Source organism: Ruegeria sp. BHSB056, from assembly GCF_059613305.1.
On sequence record NZ_JBXWSG010000070.1, the window covers coordinates 1 to 21,416 of the forward strand.

Genomic DNA, 21,416 nt, shown 5'->3' on the forward strand with positions numbered 1-21,416 from the left:
CCCGCAAGCTGGCAGAGGATCTGACCTTCACCACACCGACAGGTGAGCAGGCGACCTTGAAGGGTCGTTCGCTGATGCTGGTGCGGAATGTCGGCCACCTGATGACGAACCCGGCCGTTCTGGACGCCGAAGGGCGCGAGATTGGCGAAGGGTTGATGGACGCGCTCTGCACCACTGTGATCGCAATGCATGACCTGCAACGGGATGGGGGTAACTCGGTCGAAGGGTCGGTTTATGTTGTGAAGCCAAAGATGCACGGGCCGGAAGAGGTTGCGTTTGCGGTCGAGATTTTCGACATGGTCGAAGACATTCTGGGCTTGCCGCGCAACACCGTAAAGCTGGGCATCATGGATGAGGAGCGCCGCACGTCGGTGAACCTGAAAGAATGCATTCGGGCCGCAAAATCGCGCGTCGCCTTCATCAATACCGGTTTCCTGGATCGCACCGGCGATGAAATTCACACCTCGATGGAGGCCGGGCCGATGCTGCCCAAGGGCGACATCAAGAACACGCCCTGGATTGCGTCTTATGAAGATCGAAATGTCGATATCGGTTTGGCCTGCGGCCTGAAAGGCAAGGCGCAGATCGGCAAAGGCATGTGGGCGATGCCGGACCGGATGGGCGACATGCTGGAGCAAAAGATTGGCCATCCGCAATCCGGCGCCACCTGCGCCTGGGTGCCGTCGCCGACCGCCGCGACTTTGCACGCCACACATTACCACAAGGTCAACGTACTGGCCCGTCAGGACGAGATTGCAGCGGCGGGTGCCCGAGGAACGCTTGACGATTTGCTGACCATTCCCTTGCTGGGGGGGCGCAATCTAGGTGACGCGGAAATCTCGCGCGAGGTCGAGAATAATGCACAAGGCATTCTGGGTTATGTCGTGCGTTGGGTCGATCAGGGCGTAGGATGTTCCAAAGTTCCCGACATCAACGACATCGGGTTGATGGAAGACCGTGCGACCTGCCGGATATCGTCTCAGGCGCTGGCCAACTGGTTGCATCACGGCATTGTCGACGAGGCACAGGTGATGGCTGCGATGCAGAAGATGGCGGCTGTCGTGGATCGCCAGAATGCAAGTGATCCGGGTTATGTCCCGATGGCACCGGGCTTTAACGGAATTGCTTTTCAGGCGGCTTGTGACCTAGTGTTCAAAGGCCGTGTGCAGCCCTCGGGCTACACCGAGCCGGTCCTGCACGCGCGCCGTCTGGAACTGAAGGCAGTCACCGCGTAATACAAAGGGGGCGATCTGCCCCCTTTCTTCTTTCGACATGCAGACACAGGAATGCACATGGAAGTTTCCCTTCGCAAAGCCCGCACCATTATCCGCAAAGCACTTGAGAAAGGCCGCGAGATGGAGCTGAAGCCACTTTCAGTGGTTGTTCTGGATGCAGGCGGCCACGTCATCGCGTTCGAGCGCGAGGATGATGCAGCACCGGGCCGCTTTGCGATTGCGCATGGCAAGGCATATGGCTCTGTCATGCTGGGTATGGCGGGCACGGCGCAGATGCAGCGGGCCGAGGCGCAAGCCTACTTCATGGCGGCGGTAAACGGAGTGTATGGCGGGCAGGTCGTACCAGTTCCGGGCGGGGTCTTGCTGCGGGGTCGAAAAGGGGACGTGATCGGTGCCGTAGGGGTGACCGGCGACACGTCAGAAAACGATGCTGCCGTTGCGATGGTGGGAATTGAGGCCGCCGGGTTGGACGGCGAGATTTAAGTCCGACCATTGAGAGCAGCTCCGTCAAGGCAATGACTTGGTGCATGTTCCCGACTTGAAGTTTGGGGCGGGGAAAGCGTGCCGAGACTTGATTGGTCGTCGGGAGAAAATTTGTGCACCCCTGAACACGTCCCTGCGCTGTCACGCAGGAGGTGTATTCTTGCACGACTGTGAAGCTGCGGTTAGCTTCCTTTCCAAGGGGATGAATAACAAGGAAAGCGGAATGTCTCGACCCGTTGTTGGTATTATCGGCAACTCATACCTCATGAACGATCAATACCCGACCCATGCAGGGGGGACGATGAATTCTGACGCTGTGGCGAACGTATCGGGATGTTTGCCGCTGCTGATCCCCGCCGATCCCCGTTATGTGTCGGTTGAGGAGTTGCTGGAGGTTTGCGACGGCTTTCTTCTGACCGGCGGTCGTCCCAATGTGCATCCCGAAGAATATGGTGAACCTGCAACCGAGGCGCATGGAGAGTTTGACCGCGCGCGTGACGCGATCACCCTGCCGCTGGTTCGGGCCTGTGTGGAACGGGGTCAGCCGTTTCTGGGCATATGCCGCGGATTTCAAGAGGTCAACGTGGCCATGGGCGGAACACTCTATCCGGAAATTCGCGATCTGCCGGGGCGGATGAACCACCGGATGCCGCCTGATGGTACACTTGAGGAAAAATTTGCACTGCGCCACGTAGTGAAACTGACCGAAAACGGTGTGTTCCACGACTTGTTTGGTGCGCAGGAGGTCATGACAAACACGCTGCACGGGCAGGGGATCAAGTGCATCGGACAACGTGTGGTGATCGATGGGCATGCGCCGGATGGAACGCCCGAGGCGATCTACATCAAGGACGCGCCCGGTTTCACGCTGTCCGTACAATGGCATCCCGAATGGGATGCGATCAACGACCCGGTTTCACGCCCCTTGTTCGAAGCCTTCGGCATGGCTGTGCGGGGATGGGCGGCGGGGATTGCCTGTCAGGCAGTTCAGAAATCAGCCTGACTTGGGCACCGGACCGTGCGGGCGCGCGACGGACCGGTGCAGGGGAAGGTGAATGGCAATCAGACCAGTAGGTTGAACTGATTGACCAGCGGCAGGCTGCGCGCACGTTTTCCGGTTAAGTCAAACAGAGCGTTGCCCAGTGCGGGCATCGAGGGGGGCGTGCCGGGCTCACCAGCGCCTCCCATATGGCGATTGGTCTCCAGAACGCGCACCTCGACTTGTGGCGCAGTATGCATACGAAGGGCGTCATAGTCGGGGAAATTGAACTGCTCGACTTCCCCGTCGGCGAAGGTAATCTCGCCGAAACATGCGGCCGACAGGCCATACATCATGCCGCCAAACATCTGCGCCTTGACGTTTTCCGGGTCCAGTGCCAGCCCCATGTCGCAGGCGATCCAGGCCTTGCTGATACGGATGGCACCGTCTTGGTCGACCACTTCGATAACCTGAGCCACCGGCGTGCCAAAGCTGTAGGTGAAGGCCACGCCACGGCCTACGCCGTCAGGTGTTTTTCCGGTCCAGTTGGACATCTCCCTGACCGCCTCCAGGCATCCGGCAGAAGGGGCGTGTTCGGTTCTCATCAAATCTAGCCGGAAGTCCAGCGGGTCGCGCCCTGCGGCATGGGCCAATTCGTCCATGAAGGTCTCGTGGAAAAAGCCGTTGTGGCTGTTGCCGACCGAACGCCAGAAGCCCACCGGGACAGCCAGATCAGCGACGTGGCCGCTCATCCGGTAGTTTGGCACGGCGTAAGGCTGGTTGAAGAACCCTTCGACCAGCACTTTGTCGGGTCCGCCTCCGGGGAAGCCGGTGTAACGCTCGACCGCCTGTTGCGTGCAGGACTGCGCCGCAACTTTGCCGTCAATAAGAACGGCCTTGCCGTCCTGAACAGCGCCGCGCATCCGGGCGATGGCGCCAGGGCGGAAGTAGTCGTGACGCATGTCTTCTTCGCGGCTCCAGGTTGTCTGGACCGGTGTGCCAGGCATGGCCATGGCGACCTTGGTGGCGATTTCCCCGAAATCCAGTTCGCCCCGGCGGCCAAACCCACCCCCCAGATAGGTGGTGTGAATCTGAACAGCCTCAGTGTCCAGATTTGCAGTGTTTGCTGCGCGAAACCGGATCAGCGTCGGGGCCTGATTGCCGCACCACAGCTCCAGAGCATCTCCGGTATAGAGCGCGGTGGCATTCATCGGCTCCATCGTGGCGTGCGCCAGATAGGGCACTTGGTATTCGGCAGTGATCTCGGTCGCGCCATCCGGCGTCATGCTGACATCGCCATCGTCGCGCATAGTCGAGTTCGGCGCGTCGTCAAACGCCTCGGCAATCATTGAGAAAATGCCGTCCGTATCAGGTGGATATGGCGCATCGCCCCAGTCGATCTCAACAGCCTCGACCGCCTGGTTGGCCAGCCATGTGTTGTTCGCGATCACGGCAACACCTGTGCCCAAATCAACAACCTTCTCGACCCCGGGCATGGAGATTGCAGCACTGTCGTCAAAGCTGTTCATCGCGCCACCCAGTTTGGGGTTCATGCGCACGGCAGCAAATTTCATACCGGGCAGGCGAACATCGATGCCAAACTCGGCAGTGCCTGTCACTTTGCCCATCATGTCCAGTCGCGGTTGTGTCCGGCCCAGATAACGCCATTCGGACGGGTCTCGCAAAGGTACCTCGACGGGTTCCAGTCCGGCCGCTTCCACTGCAAGATCGGTATAAGCGATCTTGTCACCGTTCGGGGCGATGACATGGCCTGACGCTGTTTTCAAGTCCGAGGGTGCGACCCCCAGCCGATCAGCGGCGGCGCGTTTCAGCGTTTCACGGGCCGAGGCGCCAGCTTGCCGCATCCTCTCGAACCCGTCCTTCATCGAGGTTGAGCCGCCTGTGACTTGCAGGCTAAGGGCCTTGCCAAGAACCCCCAGTGCTTCACCTAAGTTGTGCTGGAAGTCCGAGATGTCATAGCCCTTGTTTGGCAGTCCCTCGCCCATCATGGCTGAGTTGTAATAGGCGGCTGCTGCTGGACCGTGCAGAACGGTGATCTGATCCAGATCGACGTCCAGTTCTTCGGCGATCAGCGCGGCCCACGTGGTTTTCACGCCCTGTCCCATCTCGGCACGGGGCGCGAACAGGGTGATGCCATTTTGATCGATCAGCACGAAGGGGTTCAGGGCCGCTTCACCCTCTTTCGGTTTCAGCGGGTTGGGGGCAGGGCGGGTGACATAATATGCGCCAAAGGCGACGCCGCCGACAATCGCGGCCGAGCCGATCAGGAATGTGCGGCGGATAATTTTGCCAACAGAAGCCATCTCTTACGCCTCCTTCAACTTGGATGCTGCGTCGTGGATCGCGGCCTTGATGCGGGGGTAGGTGCCACAGCGGCACAGGTTTCCTTGCATCGCCTCATCGATCTCTGCGTCCGTGGGTGCGGGGTTTTCCGCAAGCAAGGCAGCGGCCTGCATGATCTGGCCCGACTGGCAATAGCCACATTGCGCCACCTGATGATCAGCCCAGGACTGCTGGATCGTAGCCAGAGCTTCTGGCGTGCCGACACCTTCGATTGTGGTCACCTCGCCCCAGACATCCGACAGCGCCACCTGGCACGAGCGTACCGCCTCGCCATCGATGTGAACCGTACAGGCCCCGCAAGCGGCGACACCACAGCCGAACTTGGTTCCGGTCAGGCCAACCTCATCCCTCAGAACCCAAAGCAGGGGAACATCATCCGGCAGGTCGATCTGGTGGGGAGTTCCGTTAATCTTTAGGGCCGTCGCCATGGCGCACCTTTTGTATCTGTGGTAGGTTCTGACATAATGGGTGCAAAGTGTCAGTTTGTCAATTGACAAATTAAACAAAAAATGTCAGAGATCTGCGTATGAAAGATACGAGTGACGAATCCCGGCAGAAAGCGATCCTTGCATCTGCTTTTCAGGCTTTTTCCGCATACGGGTTCCGCAAGACCTCGATGGATGACATTGCGCGCGGTGCGGGGATGTCGCGGCCAGCGGTCTACCTGTATTACAGGAACAAGGAAGCGATCGTTCGCAAGCTGACCGAACGGCATTACGAGGAAAAGACCGCAGCGGTGGCCGAGGCGCTGAACAGCGAAGGCTCAGTTTCGGACATTGCCAGAAAGGCGATCCACGCCCAGACCGAGGGCATGGCTGCGATTTTGGCGTCGCCGCATGGGCTTGAGATGCTGGACACGACCAAATCCATGGCCATTGATATTGTCGAGCGGGGCGAAGGGGAACTTGCCGCGCTTTATGCCGAATGGCTGGGGCGAGAGCAGGGTGCTGGCCGCGTTCGTTTGTTCGACACCCCTGAAGAGACGGCGAAAACACTTACGGTCACGCTGAAGGGGGTCAAGCTGACCGCGTCAGACGCCGAGGAATTTGAAAGGCGCACCAACCAGCTGGCAGCCCTGATCGGGGCTGGGCTGGAAATCAGGTAACGCGCTGTCGGGTTTTGTACTCGGGCGTGTCCCAAAGCTTGTTCTGCATGACATCCGCCAGAATATCGACTGCACGCTCGACATCGCTTTCATCGACATACAGCGGTGTGAAACCAAACCGCATTGTGTCAGGTGCGCGGAAATCTCCGACGACACCACGCGCGATCAGCGCTTGCATCGCGGCGTAGCCTTCCTTGAAGCGGAATGAAACCTGACTGCCACGCTGCTCGGGCGCGCGCGGACTGTCCAGCTGCAAGTCTGGGCAGGTCGCCTCGACCCGACGGATGAAAAGCTCGGTCAATTCAATGGACTTGGCGCGCACATCCGCCATATCGGCCATATCCCAGATATCCATGGCCGCCGACAGCGCGGTCATTTGGATAATGGGAGGTGTTCCCACGCGCATACGCTCAATCCCGCTTCCGGGCCGATAGTCCAGGTCAAAGGCAAAGGGCGCTTCGTGCCCCAGCCAGCCAGACAGGGCCGGGCGCACACTATCTGCAAGTCGGGGCGCAACATAAATGAACGCGGGCGCACCAGGGCCGCCATTGAGGTATTTATAGGTACATCCGACTGCGAAATCGGCATTGCACCCTGCAAGGTCAACGGGGATGGCACCTGCGGAATGCGCCAGATCCCAAACCGTCACGACACCGTTGGCGTGGGCCAGTTCGGTCAGCGCCTTCATGTCGTGCATTCGGCCCGTGCGGTAATCCACTTCGGTCAGCATCAGGACAGCAACCTCTTCTGTGATTGCATCTGCGACGTCCTGCGGATCGACGACGCGCAGTTCGTATGCGCCCCCAAGAGACCGCAGCAGGCCATCGACCATGTACAGGTCTGACGGAAAGTTCCCATTGTCGGAAAGCACAACCTTGCGGGTCGGGTTCAGTTCAAGGGCAGAGGACACGGCCTGATAAACCTTGATCGACAGGGTATCGCCGGTCACGACGCTGTCTGGCTCGGCTCCGATCAGGCGGCCAATTCGATCTCCAAGCCCCGTGGGAAGGCCCATCCAACCGGCCTTGTTCCAGCCGGTGATCAGCATTTGCCCCCATTCGTCGGTCAGCATGTTCTGCACACGAGAGGCAGCCATTTTAGGCAGCGGACCCAAGGAGTTGCCATCCAGATAAATCACGCCCTCGGGTAGGTCGAACATGGCTTTGGTTGCTGCAAAATCGGTCATGAAGGCTCACTCACTTGTGTGGTCGTCTTTTGTTGCATTCGGGGTAGCCGATCCTGACATGTCTGTCTATCGATGCGACATACTGGTCTTTTGCCAATCCGGTCGAAAAACGGTAGGACGTCGGTCAGAAGCGACATATACCCGACATTGTCGTCGCTCATGAGGGCTTAGAATGCGCTGGATAGATGTACCGCCAGTTTGGTTGATCGCTTTTGCGGCGCTGGCATGGGCGCAGGCCAGATACATGGCGCTGGGCCTGTCACTTGAGAGCGGCCTGACCGACCTTCTGAGCGGAGTTCTGATCGGCGGCGGCGTTCTGATGGCCGTTCTGGCCATTGTCGAGTTTCGCCGCCACAAGACAACCGTCATTCCCCATGAGACGCCGACCGCGATGGTGCAAACGGGCATCTACAAACGCAGTCGAAACCCGATCTACGTCGGTGACGTTCTGATTCTTGCGGGTTTGATCCTGCGGTTTGACGCCGTGTTGTCACTGGTGTTGGTTCCGGTCTTCGTCTGGGTGCTGGAACGCCGGTTCATCTTGCCGGAAGAAGACCGCCTGCGCCGACAATTCCGCACGGATTTCGCACGCTACGAACGCAAGACGCGGCGTTGGATCTAAAGTGGCTGATCTTGTGATGTCACGTAAAAAATGCTGCGCTTGCGAAATAATGTTGCGCAGGATACATCTTTGCTTAACAAAGAATACCGACCACCCGCTCGGACAGAGTAAGAATTAGGGGGACTGCCAGTGAAGATAGGCACGCCAAAGGAAATACTGGACGGTGAGAACCGGGTTGCAATGACGCCCGACTCGGCCGTGCAATTGCAGAAACTGGGCTATGAGTGCCTGATCGAGAAAGGCGCGGGCACGGCTGCCGGTTTTTCGGATGCCGCATACGAGGCCGTAGGCGTTGAGGTGGTCAAGACCGCAGCGTCGCTGTGGAAGGCCGCGGATATCGTTGCCAAGGTTCGTATCCCGACCGAGGCCGAACTGAAACGATTGACCAAGGGCAAGACCCTGATTTCGTTCTTCAATCCTGCGGGCAACGAAGAAGGAATGGAGCTGGCCAAATCCAAGGGCGCCACCGTGATCGCCATGGAGATGGTGCCACGCATTTCGCGCGCGCAGAAGATGGATGCGCTGTCGTCGATGGCAAATATCGCGGGCTATCGCGCCGTGATTGAGGCAGGCAACAACTTTGGCCGTTTCTTCACCGGTCAGGTGACCGCCGCCGGTAAAGTTCCTCCTGCCAAGGTTCTGATCGTTGGGGCCGGTGTGGCCGGTTTGGCCGCAATCGGGACGTCCACGTCGCTGGGGGCCATCACCTATGCGTTTGACGTACGCCCGGAAGTGGCCGAACAGGTCGAATCGATGGGGGCGGAGTTCGTCTATCTGGACTTCGAAGAAGAGCAGCAGGACGGCGCGGCGACCGGTGGTTATGCCTCGGTCCAGTCGGAAGAATTCCGCAATGCCCAGCTGGCCAAGTTCCGCGAGCTTGCACCTGAGATGGACATCGTCATCACGACGGCCCTGATCCCCAACCGTCCGGCGCCCAAGCTGTGGCTGGAGGATATGGTCAAGGCGATGAAGCCGGGCTCGGTCATCGTTGACCTTGCGGCCGAGCGCGGCGGGAACGTCGAAGGTACCGTGCCGGACGAAAAGGTCGTGACGCCCAACGGCGTGACCATCATCGGTTATACCGACTTCCCCAGCCGGATGGCGGCGCAGTCGTCGTCTCTGTACGCGACCAACATCCGTCACATGATGACTGATCTGACGCCTGAAAAGGACGGCCAGATCAATCACAACATGGAAGACGATGTGATCCGCGGTGCGACCGTGACGCATGAAGGTGAAATCACTTTCCCGCCACCACCGCCCAAGATTCAGGCGATTGCGGCGCAGAAGAAGCCCGAGGTCAAGGAACTGACCCCGGAAGAGAAAAAGGCGCAGGAGATTGCGGCCTTCAAGGCGCAGACCAAGCAGCAGTTTACATTGTTGGGTGTTGGTGGCGCGCTGATGCTGCTGGTGGGGCTGGTTGCCCCGGCCAGCTTCATGCAGCATTTCATCGTCTTCGTGCTGGCCATTTTCGTGGGCTTCCAGGTGATCTGGAATGTCTCGCACAGCCTGCACACACCGCTGATGGCGATCACCAACGCGATCTCGTCGATCATCATCGTCGGGGCTTTGATGCAGATCGGATCGGGGTCGTTCCTGGTCATTCTGCTGGCGGCACTGTCCGTTTTCATGGCCGGGATCAACATCTTCGGCGGCTTCCTCGTAACCCGGCGCATGCTCGCCATGTTCCAGAAATCTTAAGGAGGCCGGGCACATGGAATTTGGCTTCACCACTGCCGCCTACGTTGTTGCGGCTGTTTTATTCATCCTTTCCCTTGGCGGGTTGTCGAACCAGGAAAGCGCCAAGCGCGCGGTCTGGTACGGCATCGTCGGTATGGCGTTGGCGGTCTTTGCCACGCTGGTTGGCCCCGGTTCTGGCCTGTGGCTTTTGTCGATCCTGCTGATCATTGGCGGCGGTCTGATCGGTCAATACGTGGCGCAGCGCGTCCAGATGACCGAGATGCCGCAACTTGTGGCCGCGATGCATTCGCTGGTCGGTCTGGCCGCGGTGTTTGTGGGTTTCAATGCGCATTTTGAGATCGGCAACGTGGCGCAGGTCCTGGCGATTGCGGATACGGCGAAAGAGGCGGATCTGCATGATCTGGGCACCTTTGCCAAACTGATCGCCAAGAAGACGCCGGCCGAGCTGGCGATCCTTCATGTAGAACTGTTCCTGGGCATCTTTATCGGTGCGATCACCTTTACCGGTTCGGTCGTGGCCTATGGCAAGTTGGCGGGCAAAGTGACCTCGGCGGCGACAAAGCTGCCCGGTGGTCATGCGCTGAACGCAGCGGCGGCGGGTCTCTCGCTGATCTGCTTGATCTGGTATACCTCGTCCGGTGGGCTGCTGCCGCTGATCCTGATGACCCTGGCCGCGCTGTTCATCGGTTATCACCTGATCATGGGCATCGGTGGCGCGGACATGCCGGTGGTTGTGTCGATGCTGAACAGTTATTCGGGCTGGGCCGCGGCGGCTATTGGTTTCTCGCTGGGCAATGACTTGCTGATCGTGGTCGGTGCGCTGGTGGGCTCAAGCGGTGCAATCCTGTCCTACATCATGTGCAAGGCGATGAACCGTCACTTTGTCAGCGTGATTCTGGGCGGCTTTGGTGGCCCGCAGGGTGAACAGATGGCCGTCGAGGGCGAGCAGGTGGCCATCGAGGCGGATGGCGTTGCTGCAGCCCTGAACGATGCCGACAGCGTTATCATCATTCCCGGTTATGGTATGGCGGTGGCGCAGGCACAGCAATCGGTCAGTGAACTGGTCCGTAAGCTGCGCGCCAAGGGTAAAGAGGTGCGTTTTGCGATCCACCCGGTCGCGGGCCGTTTGCCGGGCCATATGAACGTGCTGCTGGCCGAGGCGAAGGTGCCCTATGATATTGTTCTGGAAATGGACGAGATCAATGACGACTTCCCGGATACGGATGTGGCCATCGTCATCGGCTCGAATGACATCGTGAACCCTGCGGCGCAGGAAGATCCCAACAGCCCGATTGCCGGTATGCCGGTTCTGGAATGCTGGAAGGCCAAGCAGGTCTTCGTGTCCAAACGCGGTCAGGGTACAGGGTATTCGGGTATCGAAAACCCGCTGTTCTTTAAGGAAAATACCCGCATGTTCTATGGCGACGCCAAAGCATCGCTGGACAAGCTGCTGCCGATGATCGATTGATCCACCGGTCTGATCCAATTGCAAAGGGCGCCTTTGGGCGCCCTTTTCTTTACTTGTACTATTGGGGGCTTTGCCCCCAAACCCCCAGGATATTTATGGCCAGATGAAGCGGGCGGGTTGTGGTATAATAGACATGCGTATTGTTGGAGCGAAGCATGGAGAAAGTGAACGGTATAGGGGGCGTATTTTTTCGGGCCAGTGATCCCGAGGCATTAAGCCGCTGGTACGAAGAACATCTGGGCGTAAACCACTATGATCCGGTGCCCTGGAAGCAGCGCGAAGGGTATACGGTGTTTGCGCCGTTCGCGAAAGACACTGAGTATTTCGGAAACCCGGATCAGCAATGGATGATCAATTTTCGGGTCGACGATCTGGGCGCGATGATACAGCAGCTTGAAGCTGCCGGAATCGCTGTTGAGACCCGCCCCGACTGGGACAGTGAGATCGGAAAGTTCGCGCGGCTTCACGATCCGGAAGGTAATCCGATCGAGCTGTGGCAGCCAAATCAATGAGATAGTCGGTTTGTATACCTTTGTATTCGTGTAAGTATATGAAATAAAATAAGAATTGATGTATCCGAGTTGTGACGTATAGTGCGGACACCGCTATCGGAGCCTCGGAATGACGCCAATCGATGATCACCCGCTGCGCTATGCGCTGGCCAATGAACTTCACGCCCGCCCGTTTCCGGCTGCCGATACGCCGTGCACGGTCGCCTTTCTTGCGATCAAGAAGCCGGAAGCAGCCGTCGCTCGGGACCGCAGTCAGGATATCGTCCACCTGATTGATCTGCTTGACCGACATGGGGCGCAACATCCGCAGCCGGGGGCCACGCATTATGCCGGGCAGATCGGACGCCATTGGTTGAAATGGGAGCAGCACACAGAGTTTGTCACGTATACGGCGATTGTGCCCAACGTTAGCGGCCGCCCTTTCAACCCCGCCGATTTCGAGGTTTTTCCCCCGGATTGGCTGATGGCCAGCCCGGGCCAGAGGATCACTTCGTTGCTGATGCGGGTGGTACCGCGCCCGGAAGATGCGGCTGTAAAGGTCGCTCTGGCTGATTGGTTCGAACCTGAAAGTCTTGCCGTGTCTCGGGTGTTGGATGCTTCGGCAATTTGCGCTAGCGATTTCCGTATCGACCCGGCTGGTCACATGCGTTTTGCCCTGTTCGTGACCGAAGGCACGGGCACGCGCCGCACAGGGCGTATTATCCAGCGGCTGTGCGAGATCGAGACATACAAGGCGATGTCGATGCTTGGCTTTGCCCGCGTCAAACAATTGGCCCCCCGGATCGAGGAACTGGACGCCCAGCTGGCGAAGCTGATGGTTGAAATGACAGATGACACCACACCACCAGATGCACTGTTGCCTCAATTGCTGGCCACATCGACCGAGCTCGAGACCATTTCGGCCCGCAGTTCGTTCCGGTTTGGGGCAACCGGCGCTTACGAGGCGCTGGTGAATCAACGGATCGACGTCCTGCGCGAGGAAAGGTTCGAAGGTGGTCAAAGCTTTGCCGATTTCATGATGCGCCGTTATGATCCTGCGATCCGTACCGTGAAATCAACAGAACGCCGCCTGCAGGCGCTGTCTGACCGGGCCATCCGTGCGGGTGAGTTGTTGCGCACTAGGGTGGACGTCGAGCGGAGTGCACAAAATCAGGCCCTGTTGGAAAGCATGGATCGTCGGGCCGATCTTGCCTTGCGCTTGCAACACACGGTCGAGGGGCTTTCTGTGGTGGCCATCAGTTATTATGCGGTCTCACTGGTTGGCTATCTTCTGTATCCGTTGACGGCCACCGGTATAAGCAAGGGAACGCTGACGGCGGCGGCGACGATCCCGGTAGTGGCGGGCGTATGGTTCGCCGTTCGGCGCATCCGCAAACGCCTGGGGTAAGCTGCAATTGCCAATTTGCGCCCAACCTGTAGAACGGGTGGGGCGGGCAGACAGCACGAGGTTCTCTGTTGATTGGTGTTTTCTCGGCATGGCGGGCAGTTGCGGCCATGTTCATCCTGAACGGGGCCTTGTTTGGCATCTGGGCCTCGCGCATTCCGGCCGTGCGCGACCGGTTGGACTTGTCTCATGACGCGTTGGGGTACGGGTTGTTGTTCATGGCGGCCGGGGCCGTCTGTTCCTTTCCGGTCACAGGGCGGTTGACGGATCGGTATGGCGCTGTTGCGATTACCCGGATTGTGGCCGTTCTGTACACGCTGTCGCTGGTTCTGCTTGCTGTGGCTGGCGGGTTTTGGGTGCTGGCGTTTTGTTTGTTTGTTTTCGGCGCGTTCCACGGATCGATGGATGTGGCAATGAATGCCTGGGCCGCCGAAGTCGAGCAGGCTTATGACAAACCCGTAATGTCATCATTCCACGCCATGTGGAGCCTTGGGGCCGGTCTTGGCGCGCTCAGCGGATATGTGGCTGTTCAGATGGGGCTGACGGTTCTGGTGCACTTCCTAGTGGCGGGTGGCGCGGTTGTCGCCTTCGCGCTGGCCTTGTCGTGGGTGCGCTGGACGTCGAAACGGTCCGATCGGCCGCAAAGCTCGGTTTTTGCTTTGCCCTCGGGCGCGCTGATACTGGTCGGATTCGCCGCCATGTGTGGTGCATTGGGTGAAGGCGCCGTCGCAGACTGGAGCGCGATTTTCCTGCGAGACGTGTCCGGTGCGCCCGAAAGTGTTGCCGCATTGGGCTATGCCGTGTTTTCCGTGGCGATGGTTGCGTTTCGACTTGCAGGTGCTGTTGTCATCACTTGGTTTGGTCCTGCCGCCACGGCCCGGTTTGGCGGGATCTGCGCGGCACTGGGCGTTTTCGTTGTGGTTTCTTCGGTCGTGCCCTTGCCCGCATTGGCGGGGTTTGCGCTGATGGGTATAGGGTATGCGGTGATCATGCCGCTGGCGTTCAGCCGTGCAGCCAGCGATCCGCATGTGCCGCCGGGGCAAGCCATCGCGAGTGTAGCTACGCTGGGATATGGCGGGCTGTTGATTGGGCCGCCGCTGATCGGATTTTTGGCGGAACTGTTCGGCCTGCGTCTGGCGTTTGCCGTGCTGTTGCCATTGGCCGTTCTGATCGTGCTGTTGGCCGGCGCGCTGAAGCGCGCCGACTGAACTTTTTTCAGCGTCCGCGAATGCGGGGATCCAGCGCGTCGCGCAGACCATCGCCCAGATAGTTGACGCTCAGCACTGTCAGCGAGATTGCCAGACCGGGCCAGAATACACGCTCGGGGTATTGCTGAAGATAGTCGACACCATCAAACAACAGGCGGCCCCATGTCGGGAAGTCGGGCGGGAAGCCCAACCCAAGGAAGGACAGCGCGCTTTCGGTGATGATCGCCGTGGCAATCCCCAGTGTTGCCGACACCATGATTGGTGACAGAACGTTCGGCAGAATATGCCGCGTGATGATCTGACTGTTGCTGGTGCCGATGGAGCGTGCGGCCAAAACGAATTCACGTTCCTTGATGGCCAGCACGTCACCGCGCACGATCCGTGCAGTCGGCATCCATGAGGTGATGCCGATGGCGCAGACGATCAGGATGAAAATCCCGCGCTCCAGCCCAAAAGCCGCTGACAGGGGCTCGCGGAACAGAAGCATCATGACCAGCAGCAAGGGCAGCAGGGGCAGGGCCAGGAACAGGTCTGTCAGACGCATCAGCGGCCCATCGAGCCGTCTGAAGAACCCGGCCAGAACACCGATGAACGATCCCAGAAACAGCGCCAGCAACATCGCGGTTATGCCAACCGAGACTGAGGTTTGACCACCCGACATCATGCGCGCAAGAATGTCGCGACCCAATTGGTCGGTGCCAAAGGGATGCGCCCAACTGGGCCCCTGATTGCGCGACCGGATATCGATCTGGGTTGGATCAATGCTCCACAGATACGGGCCCAGATAGACACCGGCAACGATGATGATAAACAGGATCGCCCCGACCATTGCGCCTTTGTGGGTCTTGAACTGATCCCAAACATCGCGCCATTGGCTGCGGGGAGGGGTGGCCAGTTCTTCCATCACGTCGGCTGTCGGCAAGGCGGTTGAAGCTGGTGCAAGTCCTTCGTCCGGGACCAGCGTATCGGTACGATCATGATCAGTCATATCGAATCCTCGGGTCCAGAATGCCATAAAGTACGTCAGCGATCAGGTTGAACAGCACGATCAGTACGGCGAAAATAAAGGTCAGGGTTTGCACCATCGGCAGATCATTGGCCTGAATCGCGCCGATCAGCAACTGCCCGATTCCGTTCACCTTGAACACCTGCTCGGTGATGATGGCGCCACCAAAGATGGACGGAATACCCAGCGCGATCACGGTGACCACCGGGATCATCGAGTTTCGCAGGACGTGAACCATGACCACGGTATATTCGCTGAGACCCTTGGCGCGGGCGGTGCGAACGTAATCCTGATTGAGGTTATCCAGCATGGACGCGCGCATGAACCGGCTGAGTTGTGCGGTGATCTGCAAGGCCAGAACCATGACCGGCATGATCATCTGTTTGAGCTGTACAACAAAGCTGTCCCAGCTGTTGACCACCAGCGTTGTGTCATAGATCGACGGGAACCATCCCAGCTGGACTGAAAAGATCACGATCACCAGCACGCCCGAGAAAAACGGCGGGACCGAGAAGCCGACCATCGAGACGAAGGTACCCATCTGGTCGAACCAGGAATATTGGCGGTAAGCCGAGTAGATGCCGATGGGCAGCGCGATCAGGATGGCGACCACATAGGCGGTGCCGACAACCCACAAGGTCTGCGGGATACGCTGAACGACGATGTCCATGACCGGCGAGCGGGTCTGCCATGAAATCACGCGCAGGTCGCCTTCGGAGAAGGTTGTACCGAATACAGAGTCGACCAATACCTGTGGTTCTATCCAGAAGAACTGCACAATCCATTTCCAGAATCGGATATGCATCGGTTGGCCGAGGCCAAGCGCCTCGCGCATCTTCTCTTTGACTTCCGGGGGAACGGTGAGTGGAACCTGTGCCATCGGGTCGCCAGGGGCAAGCTCGAGCAGCAGGAAAATGACGAGGCTGATGAACAGCAGTGTGGGCACCGCCAACACCAGTCGTCTGATTGTAAAGTTGAGCATTCAAAGGCGCCTTTGTTGATGCGTCTTCTTGTTTGAGTGGCCTGCAAATGACCGCGCCCCGAAGATCGGGGCGCGGTTTTGCAAGGTCAGTGCTTAGGAACCGGTCTTGCGGTACCAGTCCGCAATGTTCCACAGCTCGCTGTCCCAAACGTTCAGGACAACGCCACCCAGGGTGTTTGCGTGTGCCGAAAGGCGACCACGGTGCACCAGCGGGATCATACCGCCGTTTTCAACCATGATGTCGTTCAGCTGTTTCGCGATCTCGGCGCGCTGTTCCAGACCAGCAGTTTCGGCCAGCTGTGCGTGCAGCTTATCGAACTCTTCGTTGCAGAAGCGGCTGATGTTTTCACCCTGCCACTGTGTGTCGGGACGAGGTGCCTTGTCGCACAGACCGTTGCCCAGATAGGACTGAGGGTCGGTGCCGTTAAAGGTGTTGGCGTACATTTCAACGTCGGCATAGAACTTCTGGAAGGTGTCCGGCGAGCCCGGGTCACCACCGAAGAAGACCGACGCGTTGATGTTGCGCAGTTCGGTTTCGATACCGATCTGGCTCCACCATTCCTTGATCAGCGCCTGGAAGTCCTGACGGACGGCGTTGGTCGAGGTCTGATAGACAACTTTCAGCGGAACACCGTCTTTTTCACGGACGCCGTCGCCATTGGTGTCAACGATACCTGCTTCGTCCAGCAGGGCGTTGGCACCAGCGATATCCTGCGTGTCACAGGTCATCGAGGTCGAGTTGAACGCAGCCGGGGCCGGAACCCAGTTACAGGTCACTTTACCTGCCTGACCATAGCCGATCTCAACCAGTAGCGGGCGGTCGATCGCCATGGACATGGCTTTGTAAACGGCCGGGTCCTGAAGGAACGGGTGCGGATGCGTTGCGGTCGACCGCTCACCTTCTGGCAGGTCGGGCGACGGGTTGGTCTGGTTCAGCATGATACGTTCGACCAGAGGACCGAAGCCCGCGACCGGAGTACCTTTGCCGCCTTCTTGCATCTGCGCGATCACTTCGGGCGCCAGCTGAAGGTTCCAGGCATAGTCAAACTCGCCGGTTTCCATGACCGCACGACCAGCCGCCGTTGCATCGCCGCCACCTTTGAAGGTGACTGTCGCAAAGGCAGGTTTCGCCGGGTCGCGATAGTTGTCGTTTGCCTTAAACGTGATCACGTCATTCGGCTTGAACTCGGTGACAACAAACGGGCCGGTGCCGATGGGGTTAAAGTTCTGCTCGGTGCATTCGGGGGCTTTCGCGCCCATACAATCCGCGAACTGAGCAGCCTGAATGATCGGGCTTTCGCCACCTACAAACGGGCCGTAAGGGAAGGGGGTTGGTTTGTCGAAGGTGACCTTGACGGTCAAGTCATCCACAGCCTCGACACTGGTGACGCCTTCAAACTTGGTGACTTGCGCACAGCCGCCTTCGGGGTCCATGCAGTAATTCGCGGTAAAGACCACATCCGCCGACGTAAACGCCGAGCCGTCTGACCAGGTGATTCCCGGCGCGATCTTCCATGTGATCGATGTAAGGTCCTCGCTGACGCCACCGTTTTCAACAGTTGGAATCTCTGAGGCCAGATATGGCACCATGTTGCCGTCCTGGTCGTAGCGGGCAAGAGGCTCGATCACCAGCGAGGCTGATTCCACGTCTTTCGTACCGCCGGACAGGAACGGGTTCAGGATCGACGGAGCCTGCCAGTAAATGATGCTGACATTGCCGTCCGATCCACGCTCGGCAAAGGCTGCAGGGGCCATCGCCGTGCTTGCAATCGCACCAAGCAAAAGGGTTTTGATTTTCATAAGTTACTCCCAAGTTGGACACGTTCGTGTCTCGATTATCTCCGCAAGGCCTGCGGGTTTGGCGTTGCCGCCCCAAGGTAAGGTTCTGATCAACAAAGATAATAGCGCTAACGATTTCGGTCTGCGCCGCCTCCCCAGGTCGGTTACATGGCGTATCGAAACAGAACCTGAGAAAAATGCAAGTAGTGCCGTCGCGAAAATGTGTAATGGGTTTGACTTTTCCCGGCGGCCCGCCTTAGCGTTCGGAATTCAGAAAAAGAATACCGTCGTCAAGGGAGCGCGCGCGTGCTGGATCAGCCTATTGCACAGATAAAAAAACTGCGGGTGGAGTTTCAGACGAAGGATGGCCCCGTTGTTGGTGTTGAGGATGTCTCGTTCGAGGTCAAACCGGGTGAAACCGTTTGTATCGTTGGCGAATCGGGCTCGGGGAAGTCGGTGTCGTCGCTGTCGCTGATGCGGCTGGTCGAGTTCGGAGGCGGCGAAATCGCTGGTGGTGAACTTCTGTTTGACCGCCGCGACGGGAGCGAGATGGACCTGTCCAAAGCCGATCCGGATCTGATGAAACAGATTCGCGGCAACGAGATCGGGATGATTTTTCAGGAGCCGATGACGGCGCTTAATCCGGTTTTTACCGTTGGCCGCCAGTTGACCGAAGGTCTGCGCATCCACAAGCAGATGTCGAAGGCGCAGGCCGAGGACCGGGCGCTTGAATTGCTGCACCAGGTTCGCATCCCCGAGCCCGAGCGTCGTCTGAAACAATACCCGCACGAGTTGTCGGGCGGGATGCGCCAGCGTGTCGTCATCGCGATGGCCATGGCCTGCGAACCCCGCCTGCTGATCGCCGATGAACCCACCACAGCGCTGGACGTGACCATTCAGGCCGAGATCCTGGCCCTGATGGACCGCCTGAAGCGGGAAACCGGAACTGCGGTGATGTTCATCACCCACGACATGGCTGTGGTTGCCCAGATGGCTGACCGCGTGGTGGTGATGTTCCGTGGCAACAAGGTCGAAGAGGGGACCGTCAAGGAAATCTTTGAAAACCCGCAGCATGATTACACCAAGGCCCTTTTGGCCGCAGTACCGAAGCTGGGTGAAATGCAGGGCAAGTCGGCACCCGAACCGATGAAGTTGCTGGGTGTCGAGGGGCAGAAAATTGCGCCCATACACGGAACTGAAGAGGTTTTGCTGACGGTAAAGAACCTGACCACGCGGTTTCCGGTCAAAGGTGGTCTTCTGCGGCGCACGATATCGAACGTTCATGCGGTCGAGGATGTGTCATTCACACTGAACAAAGGTCAAACGCTCAGCCTTGTGGGCGAATCCGGGTGCGGCAAGTCCTCGGCCGGCCGTTCGATCCTGCGGCTGGTCGAGCCGATGGCGGGTGAGGTCAATCTGGACGGTGTCGATATCATGAAGCTGGACCCGTCCGGCCTGCGCAAGGCGCGGCTGGATATGCAGATGATCTTTCAGGACCCGTTCGCCTCGCTGAACCCACAGATGCAATTGGTCGATCAGGTTGCCGAGCCGATGCGCAACTATGGCGTGGCGTCGGGATCCGAGTTGCAGGACCGCGTCGCACAATTGTTCGACAAGGTGCAGCTGCCGCGCAGCTTCATGCGTCGTTTCCCGCATGAAATGTCCGGGGGGCAGCGTCAGCGGATCGCGATTGCCCGCGCACTGGCCCTGAACCCCAAACTGATCATCGCGGATGAGGCGGTCTCGGCCCTCGACGTGTCGGTTCAGGCACAGGTTCTGAACTTGATGATGGAACTGCAATCCGATTTGGGACTGTCTTATCTGTTCATCAGCCATGACATGGCCGTGGTTGAACGTGTCAGCCACTATGTCGGCGTTATGTATCTGGGTCGCATCGTGGAACTGGGCCCGCGTGCGCGTGTGTTTGAAAACCCACAACACCCCTATACGCAGGCGTTGATGAAGGCAGTTCCAATTGCTGACCCGAACAAGCGAAAGACGGAAAAAGACCTGAACTTCAAACCGATCCCGTCACCGATCCACCCTGTCGATTTCAAACCGGAACCCTCTCAATATCACGAGGTTGAACCGGGTCACTTTATCCTGACCACAGACAGTGGGTACTGACCCGATGGGCAAGCGCCTGACGCCGCTTGAGATCATGACCAAGCTGATCTCATTTCCAACCGTGAGTCGTGACACCAACCTGCCGTTGGTCGACTGGGTGGACGAATACCTGCAAAGCCATGGGATCACGTCGCACCGCTGGCCTGATCCGAATCAGCCGCATAAGGCGGCGATCTTTGCGCATGTCGGCCCTTTGGAAGAAGGCTCAGTTGTGCTGTCCGGGCACACGGATGTAGTACCGGTTGACGGGCAACCCTGGGACACCGACCCCTTCACCGTGACCCAGAAGGACGGCAAATATTTCGGGCGCGGCACCTGTGACATGAAGGGATTTGATGCGCTTGCCATCTGGACGCTGGTCGAGGCGCATTACGCAAATGTGAGGCGACCGCTCCAACTTGCGCTGAGTTTTGATGAGGAAGTCGGGTGTACCGGAGCGCCGCCGATGATCGAGGCAATGCAGGACATTATGCCCAAAGGCTCGGCGGTGATCGTGGGTGAGCCGTCGATGATGCAGGCGGTAACGGGTCACAAGGGCGGTTTCGGCTTTGACACCCATATCGCCGGGTTCGAAGTTCACAGCTCGATCATGCACACAGGCGTCAACGCCATCATGGCAGCGGCCCCATTGATCGACTGGGCCAACCAGCAGAACGCGCGGAACATGGCGGCGCAACCCAGCGCGGTTGCTGCCGTATTCGATCCACCCTGGACAACCTGCCATGTCGGTATGATTGAAGGCGGAACGGCCCATAACATTACTGCCAAAGACTGCCGGTTCATGATGGATTTTCGGACCGTGCCCGACGAAACGCAGGCCCAATGGCGAGATGCCTATTTCGAACAGGTTCGGCACATTGAGGCTCAGATGCAGGCCGTTCACCCGGATACCCGCATCGAACTGACTGAAAACTTCGCGATTCCGGGGTTGATCCCGGAAGAGGATGGTGAAGCCGAAGCACTGGTACGCGCCCTGACCGGAGACAACGCAAGCCATGTGGTCAGTTACGGGACCGAGGCAGGCCAGTTTCAGGAGGCCGGGTATTCTGCCGTGATATGTGGACCCGGAGACATAGCGCAGGCACATCAGCCGAATGAGTTCGTTACGATTGAACAATTCGAAGCCGGTCATAAATTCATGCAGCGATTGGTTGAAAAACTATGCGCCTAGCCCGGTGTAATACGGTGCCAGCGGTTGAAAGGGAGGTCTTGAGATGCCCGTAAAAAACAGACTTGCGGAAATGCATGGCGAGATCACCGAATGGCGCCGCCACC

At 58.6% G+C, this 21,416-nt stretch carries 18 protein-coding genes; 12 read left to right on the top strand and 6 right to left on the bottom strand.

The genetic code is table 11. The features are described 5' to 3' along the window. From AC2FND_RS15145 to AC2FND_RS15155, 3 genes are all read left to right on the top strand, one after another. The coding region (locus AC2FND_RS15145) for a malate synthase G (RefSeq protein WP_496770624.1) at positions 1-1,235 on the top strand (1,235 nt) is incomplete at its 5' end. 57 nt (positions 1,236-1,292) lie between these two features. Continuing rightward, entirely contained in the window at positions 1,293-1,718 is a 426-nt protein-coding gene (locus AC2FND_RS15150) for a GlcG/HbpS family heme-binding protein (RefSeq protein WP_496770626.1), read from the top strand. 223 nt (positions 1,719-1,941) lie between these two features. After that, a complete protein-coding gene (locus AC2FND_RS15155) occupies positions 1,942-2,721 on the top strand; it encodes a gamma-glutamyl-gamma-aminobutyrate hydrolase family protein (RefSeq protein WP_480476009.1) in 780 nt (259 codons plus the stop codon). A 59-nt stretch (positions 2,722-2,780) separates the two neighbouring features. Here AC2FND_RS15155 and AC2FND_RS15160 read toward each other — a convergent pair whose 3' ends face one another. Together AC2FND_RS15160 and AC2FND_RS15165 are read right to left on the bottom strand one after the other, a co-directional pair. Then, entirely contained in the window at positions 2,781-5,021 is a 2,241-nt protein-coding gene (locus AC2FND_RS15160; RefSeq protein WP_496770628.1) for a xanthine dehydrogenase family protein molybdopterin-binding subunit, read from the bottom strand. Positions 5,022-5,024: 3 nt separating this feature from the next. Then, complete coding sequence (locus AC2FND_RS15165; RefSeq protein WP_496770630.1) at positions 5,025-5,489, bottom strand: (2Fe-2S)-binding protein; 465 nt, start codon at positions 5,487-5,489, stop codon at positions 5,025-5,027. A gap of 98 nt (positions 5,490-5,587) precedes the next feature. Here AC2FND_RS15165 and AC2FND_RS15170 point away from each other — a divergent pair, with 98 nt between their 5' ends. After that, positions 5,588-6,166 (top strand): TetR/AcrR family transcriptional regulator, encoded by a 579-nt coding sequence (locus tag AC2FND_RS15170; protein WP_496770631.1) that lies wholly within the window; start codon positions 5,588-5,590, stop codon positions 6,164-6,166. Here the strand turns inward: AC2FND_RS15170 and kynU are convergent. Next, on the bottom strand, positions 6,159-7,352 hold the full coding sequence (kynU, locus tag AC2FND_RS15175; RefSeq protein WP_496770632.1) for a kynureninase: 1,194 nt from the start codon (positions 7,350-7,352) through the stop codon (positions 6,159-6,161). The genes AC2FND_RS15170 and kynU overlap by 8 nt on opposite strands. Positions 7,353-7,524: 172 nt before the next feature. On the opposite strand from kynU, the gene AC2FND_RS15180 reads away from it, so the two are divergent. From AC2FND_RS15180 to AC2FND_RS15205, 6 genes are all read left to right on the top strand, one after another. Next, positions 7,525-7,974: a methyltransferase family protein gene (locus AC2FND_RS15180; protein WP_496770634.1), complete on the top strand. Its 450-nt coding sequence runs from the start codon at positions 7,525-7,527 to the stop codon at positions 7,972-7,974. A 129-nt stretch (positions 7,975-8,103) separates the two neighbouring features. Further along, complete coding sequence (locus AC2FND_RS15185) at positions 8,104-9,675, top strand: Re/Si-specific NAD(P)(+) transhydrogenase subunit alpha (protein WP_496770636.1); 1,572 nt, start codon at positions 8,104-8,106, stop codon at positions 9,673-9,675. 13 nt (positions 9,676-9,688) lie between these two features. After that, entirely contained in the window at positions 9,689-11,143 is a 1,455-nt protein-coding gene (locus tag AC2FND_RS15190; protein ID WP_209504484.1) for an NAD(P)(+) transhydrogenase (Re/Si-specific) subunit beta, read from the top strand. Between the two features lie 155 nt (positions 11,144-11,298). Then, positions 11,299-11,655: a VOC family protein gene (locus AC2FND_RS15195; protein WP_209504483.1), complete on the top strand. Its 357-nt coding sequence runs from the start codon at positions 11,299-11,301 to the stop codon at positions 11,653-11,655. Positions 11,656-11,764: 109 nt separating this feature from the next. Further along, the gene (locus tag AC2FND_RS15200) at positions 11,765-13,042 is read left to right on the top strand and encodes a DUF3422 family protein (RefSeq protein WP_496770638.1); all 1,278 of its coding nucleotides are present in this window, start codon (positions 11,765-11,767) and stop codon (positions 13,040-13,042) included. Positions 13,043-13,110: 68 nt separating this feature from the next. Next, positions 13,111-14,247, top strand: a complete 1,137-nt coding sequence (locus AC2FND_RS15205; protein WP_496770640.1) for an MFS transporter — start codon at positions 13,111-13,113, stop codon at positions 14,245-14,247. A gap of 7 nt (positions 14,248-14,254) precedes the next feature. Here AC2FND_RS15205 and AC2FND_RS15210 read toward each other — a convergent pair whose 3' ends face one another. The 3 genes from AC2FND_RS15210 to AC2FND_RS15220 form a co-directional block, all read right to left on the bottom strand. Next, on the bottom strand, positions 14,255-15,235 hold the full coding sequence (locus AC2FND_RS15210; protein ID WP_267366742.1) for an ABC transporter permease: 981 nt from the start codon (positions 15,233-15,235) through the stop codon (positions 14,255-14,257). Continuing rightward, a complete protein-coding gene (locus tag AC2FND_RS15215) occupies positions 15,228-16,235 on the bottom strand; it encodes an ABC transporter permease (protein ID WP_209504480.1) in 1,008 nt (335 codons plus the stop codon). Before AC2FND_RS15215 ends, AC2FND_RS15210 begins: the two co-directional genes overlap by 8 nt. 93 nt (positions 16,236-16,328) lie before the next feature. Further along, on the bottom strand, positions 16,329-18,035 hold the full coding sequence (locus tag AC2FND_RS15220) for a peptide ABC transporter substrate-binding protein (RefSeq protein ID WP_209597727.1): 1,707 nt from the start codon (positions 18,033-18,035) through the stop codon (positions 16,329-16,331). A 285-nt stretch (positions 18,036-18,320) separates the two neighbouring features. On the opposite strand from AC2FND_RS15220, the gene AC2FND_RS15225 reads away from it, so the two are divergent. After that, the gene (locus AC2FND_RS15225) at positions 18,321-20,141 is read left to right on the top strand and encodes an ABC transporter ATP-binding protein (RefSeq protein ID WP_496770642.1); all 1,821 of its coding nucleotides are present in this window, start codon (positions 18,321-18,323) and stop codon (positions 20,139-20,141) included. A gap of 4 nt (positions 20,142-20,145) precedes the next feature. Then, the gene (gene argE, locus AC2FND_RS15230; protein ID WP_496770644.1) at positions 20,146-21,312 is read left to right on the top strand and encodes an acetylornithine deacetylase; all 1,167 of its coding nucleotides are present in this window, start codon (positions 20,146-20,148) and stop codon (positions 21,310-21,312) included. Positions 21,313-21,416 lie beyond the last annotated feature (104 nt).

What these genes read in the sequence shown, in the direction of transcription:
- AC2FND_RS15150 (WP_496770626.1), top strand. Translation starts at nt 1,293, where the DNA reads ATGGAAGTTTCCCTTCGCAAAGCCCGCACCATTATCCGCAAAGCACTT.
- AC2FND_RS15155 (WP_480476009.1), top strand. Translation starts at nt 1,942, where the DNA reads ATGTCTCGACCCGTTGTTGGTATTATCGGCAACTCATACCTCATGAAC.
- AC2FND_RS15160 (WP_496770628.1), bottom strand. Translation starts at nt 5,021, where the DNA reads ATGGCTTCTGTTGGCAAAATTATCCGCCGCACATTCCTGATCGGCTCG.
- AC2FND_RS15165 (WP_496770630.1), bottom strand. Translation starts at nt 5,489, where the DNA reads ATGGCGACGGCCCTAAAGATTAACGGAACTCCCCACCAGATCGACCTG.
- AC2FND_RS15170 (WP_496770631.1), top strand. Translation starts at nt 5,588, where the DNA reads ATGAAAGATACGAGTGACGAATCCCGGCAGAAAGCGATCCTTGCATCT.
- kynU (WP_496770632.1), bottom strand. Translation starts at nt 7,352, where the DNA reads ATGACCGATTTTGCAGCAACCAAAGCCATGTTCGACCTACCCGAGGGC.
- AC2FND_RS15180 (WP_496770634.1), top strand. Translation starts at nt 7,525, where the DNA reads ATGCGCTGGATAGATGTACCGCCAGTTTGGTTGATCGCTTTTGCGGCG.
- AC2FND_RS15190 (WP_209504484.1), top strand. Translation starts at nt 9,689, where the DNA reads ATGGAATTTGGCTTCACCACTGCCGCCTACGTTGTTGCGGCTGTTTTA.
- AC2FND_RS15195 (WP_209504483.1), top strand. Translation starts at nt 11,299, where the DNA reads ATGGAGAAAGTGAACGGTATAGGGGGCGTATTTTTTCGGGCCAGTGAT.
- AC2FND_RS15200 (WP_496770638.1), top strand. Translation starts at nt 11,765, where the DNA reads ATGACGCCAATCGATGATCACCCGCTGCGCTATGCGCTGGCCAATGAA.
- AC2FND_RS15210 (WP_267366742.1), bottom strand. Translation starts at nt 15,235, where the DNA reads ATGACTGATCATGATCGTACCGATACGCTGGTCCCGGACGAAGGACTT.
- AC2FND_RS15215 (WP_209504480.1), bottom strand. Translation starts at nt 16,235, where the DNA reads ATGCTCAACTTTACAATCAGACGACTGGTGTTGGCGGTGCCCACACTG.
- AC2FND_RS15220 (WP_209597727.1), bottom strand. Translation starts at nt 18,035, where the DNA reads ATGAAAATCAAAACCCTTTTGCTTGGTGCGATTGCAAGCACGGCGATG.
- argE (WP_496770644.1), top strand. Translation starts at nt 20,146, where the DNA reads ATGGGCAAGCGCCTGACGCCGCTTGAGATCATGACCAAGCTGATCTCA.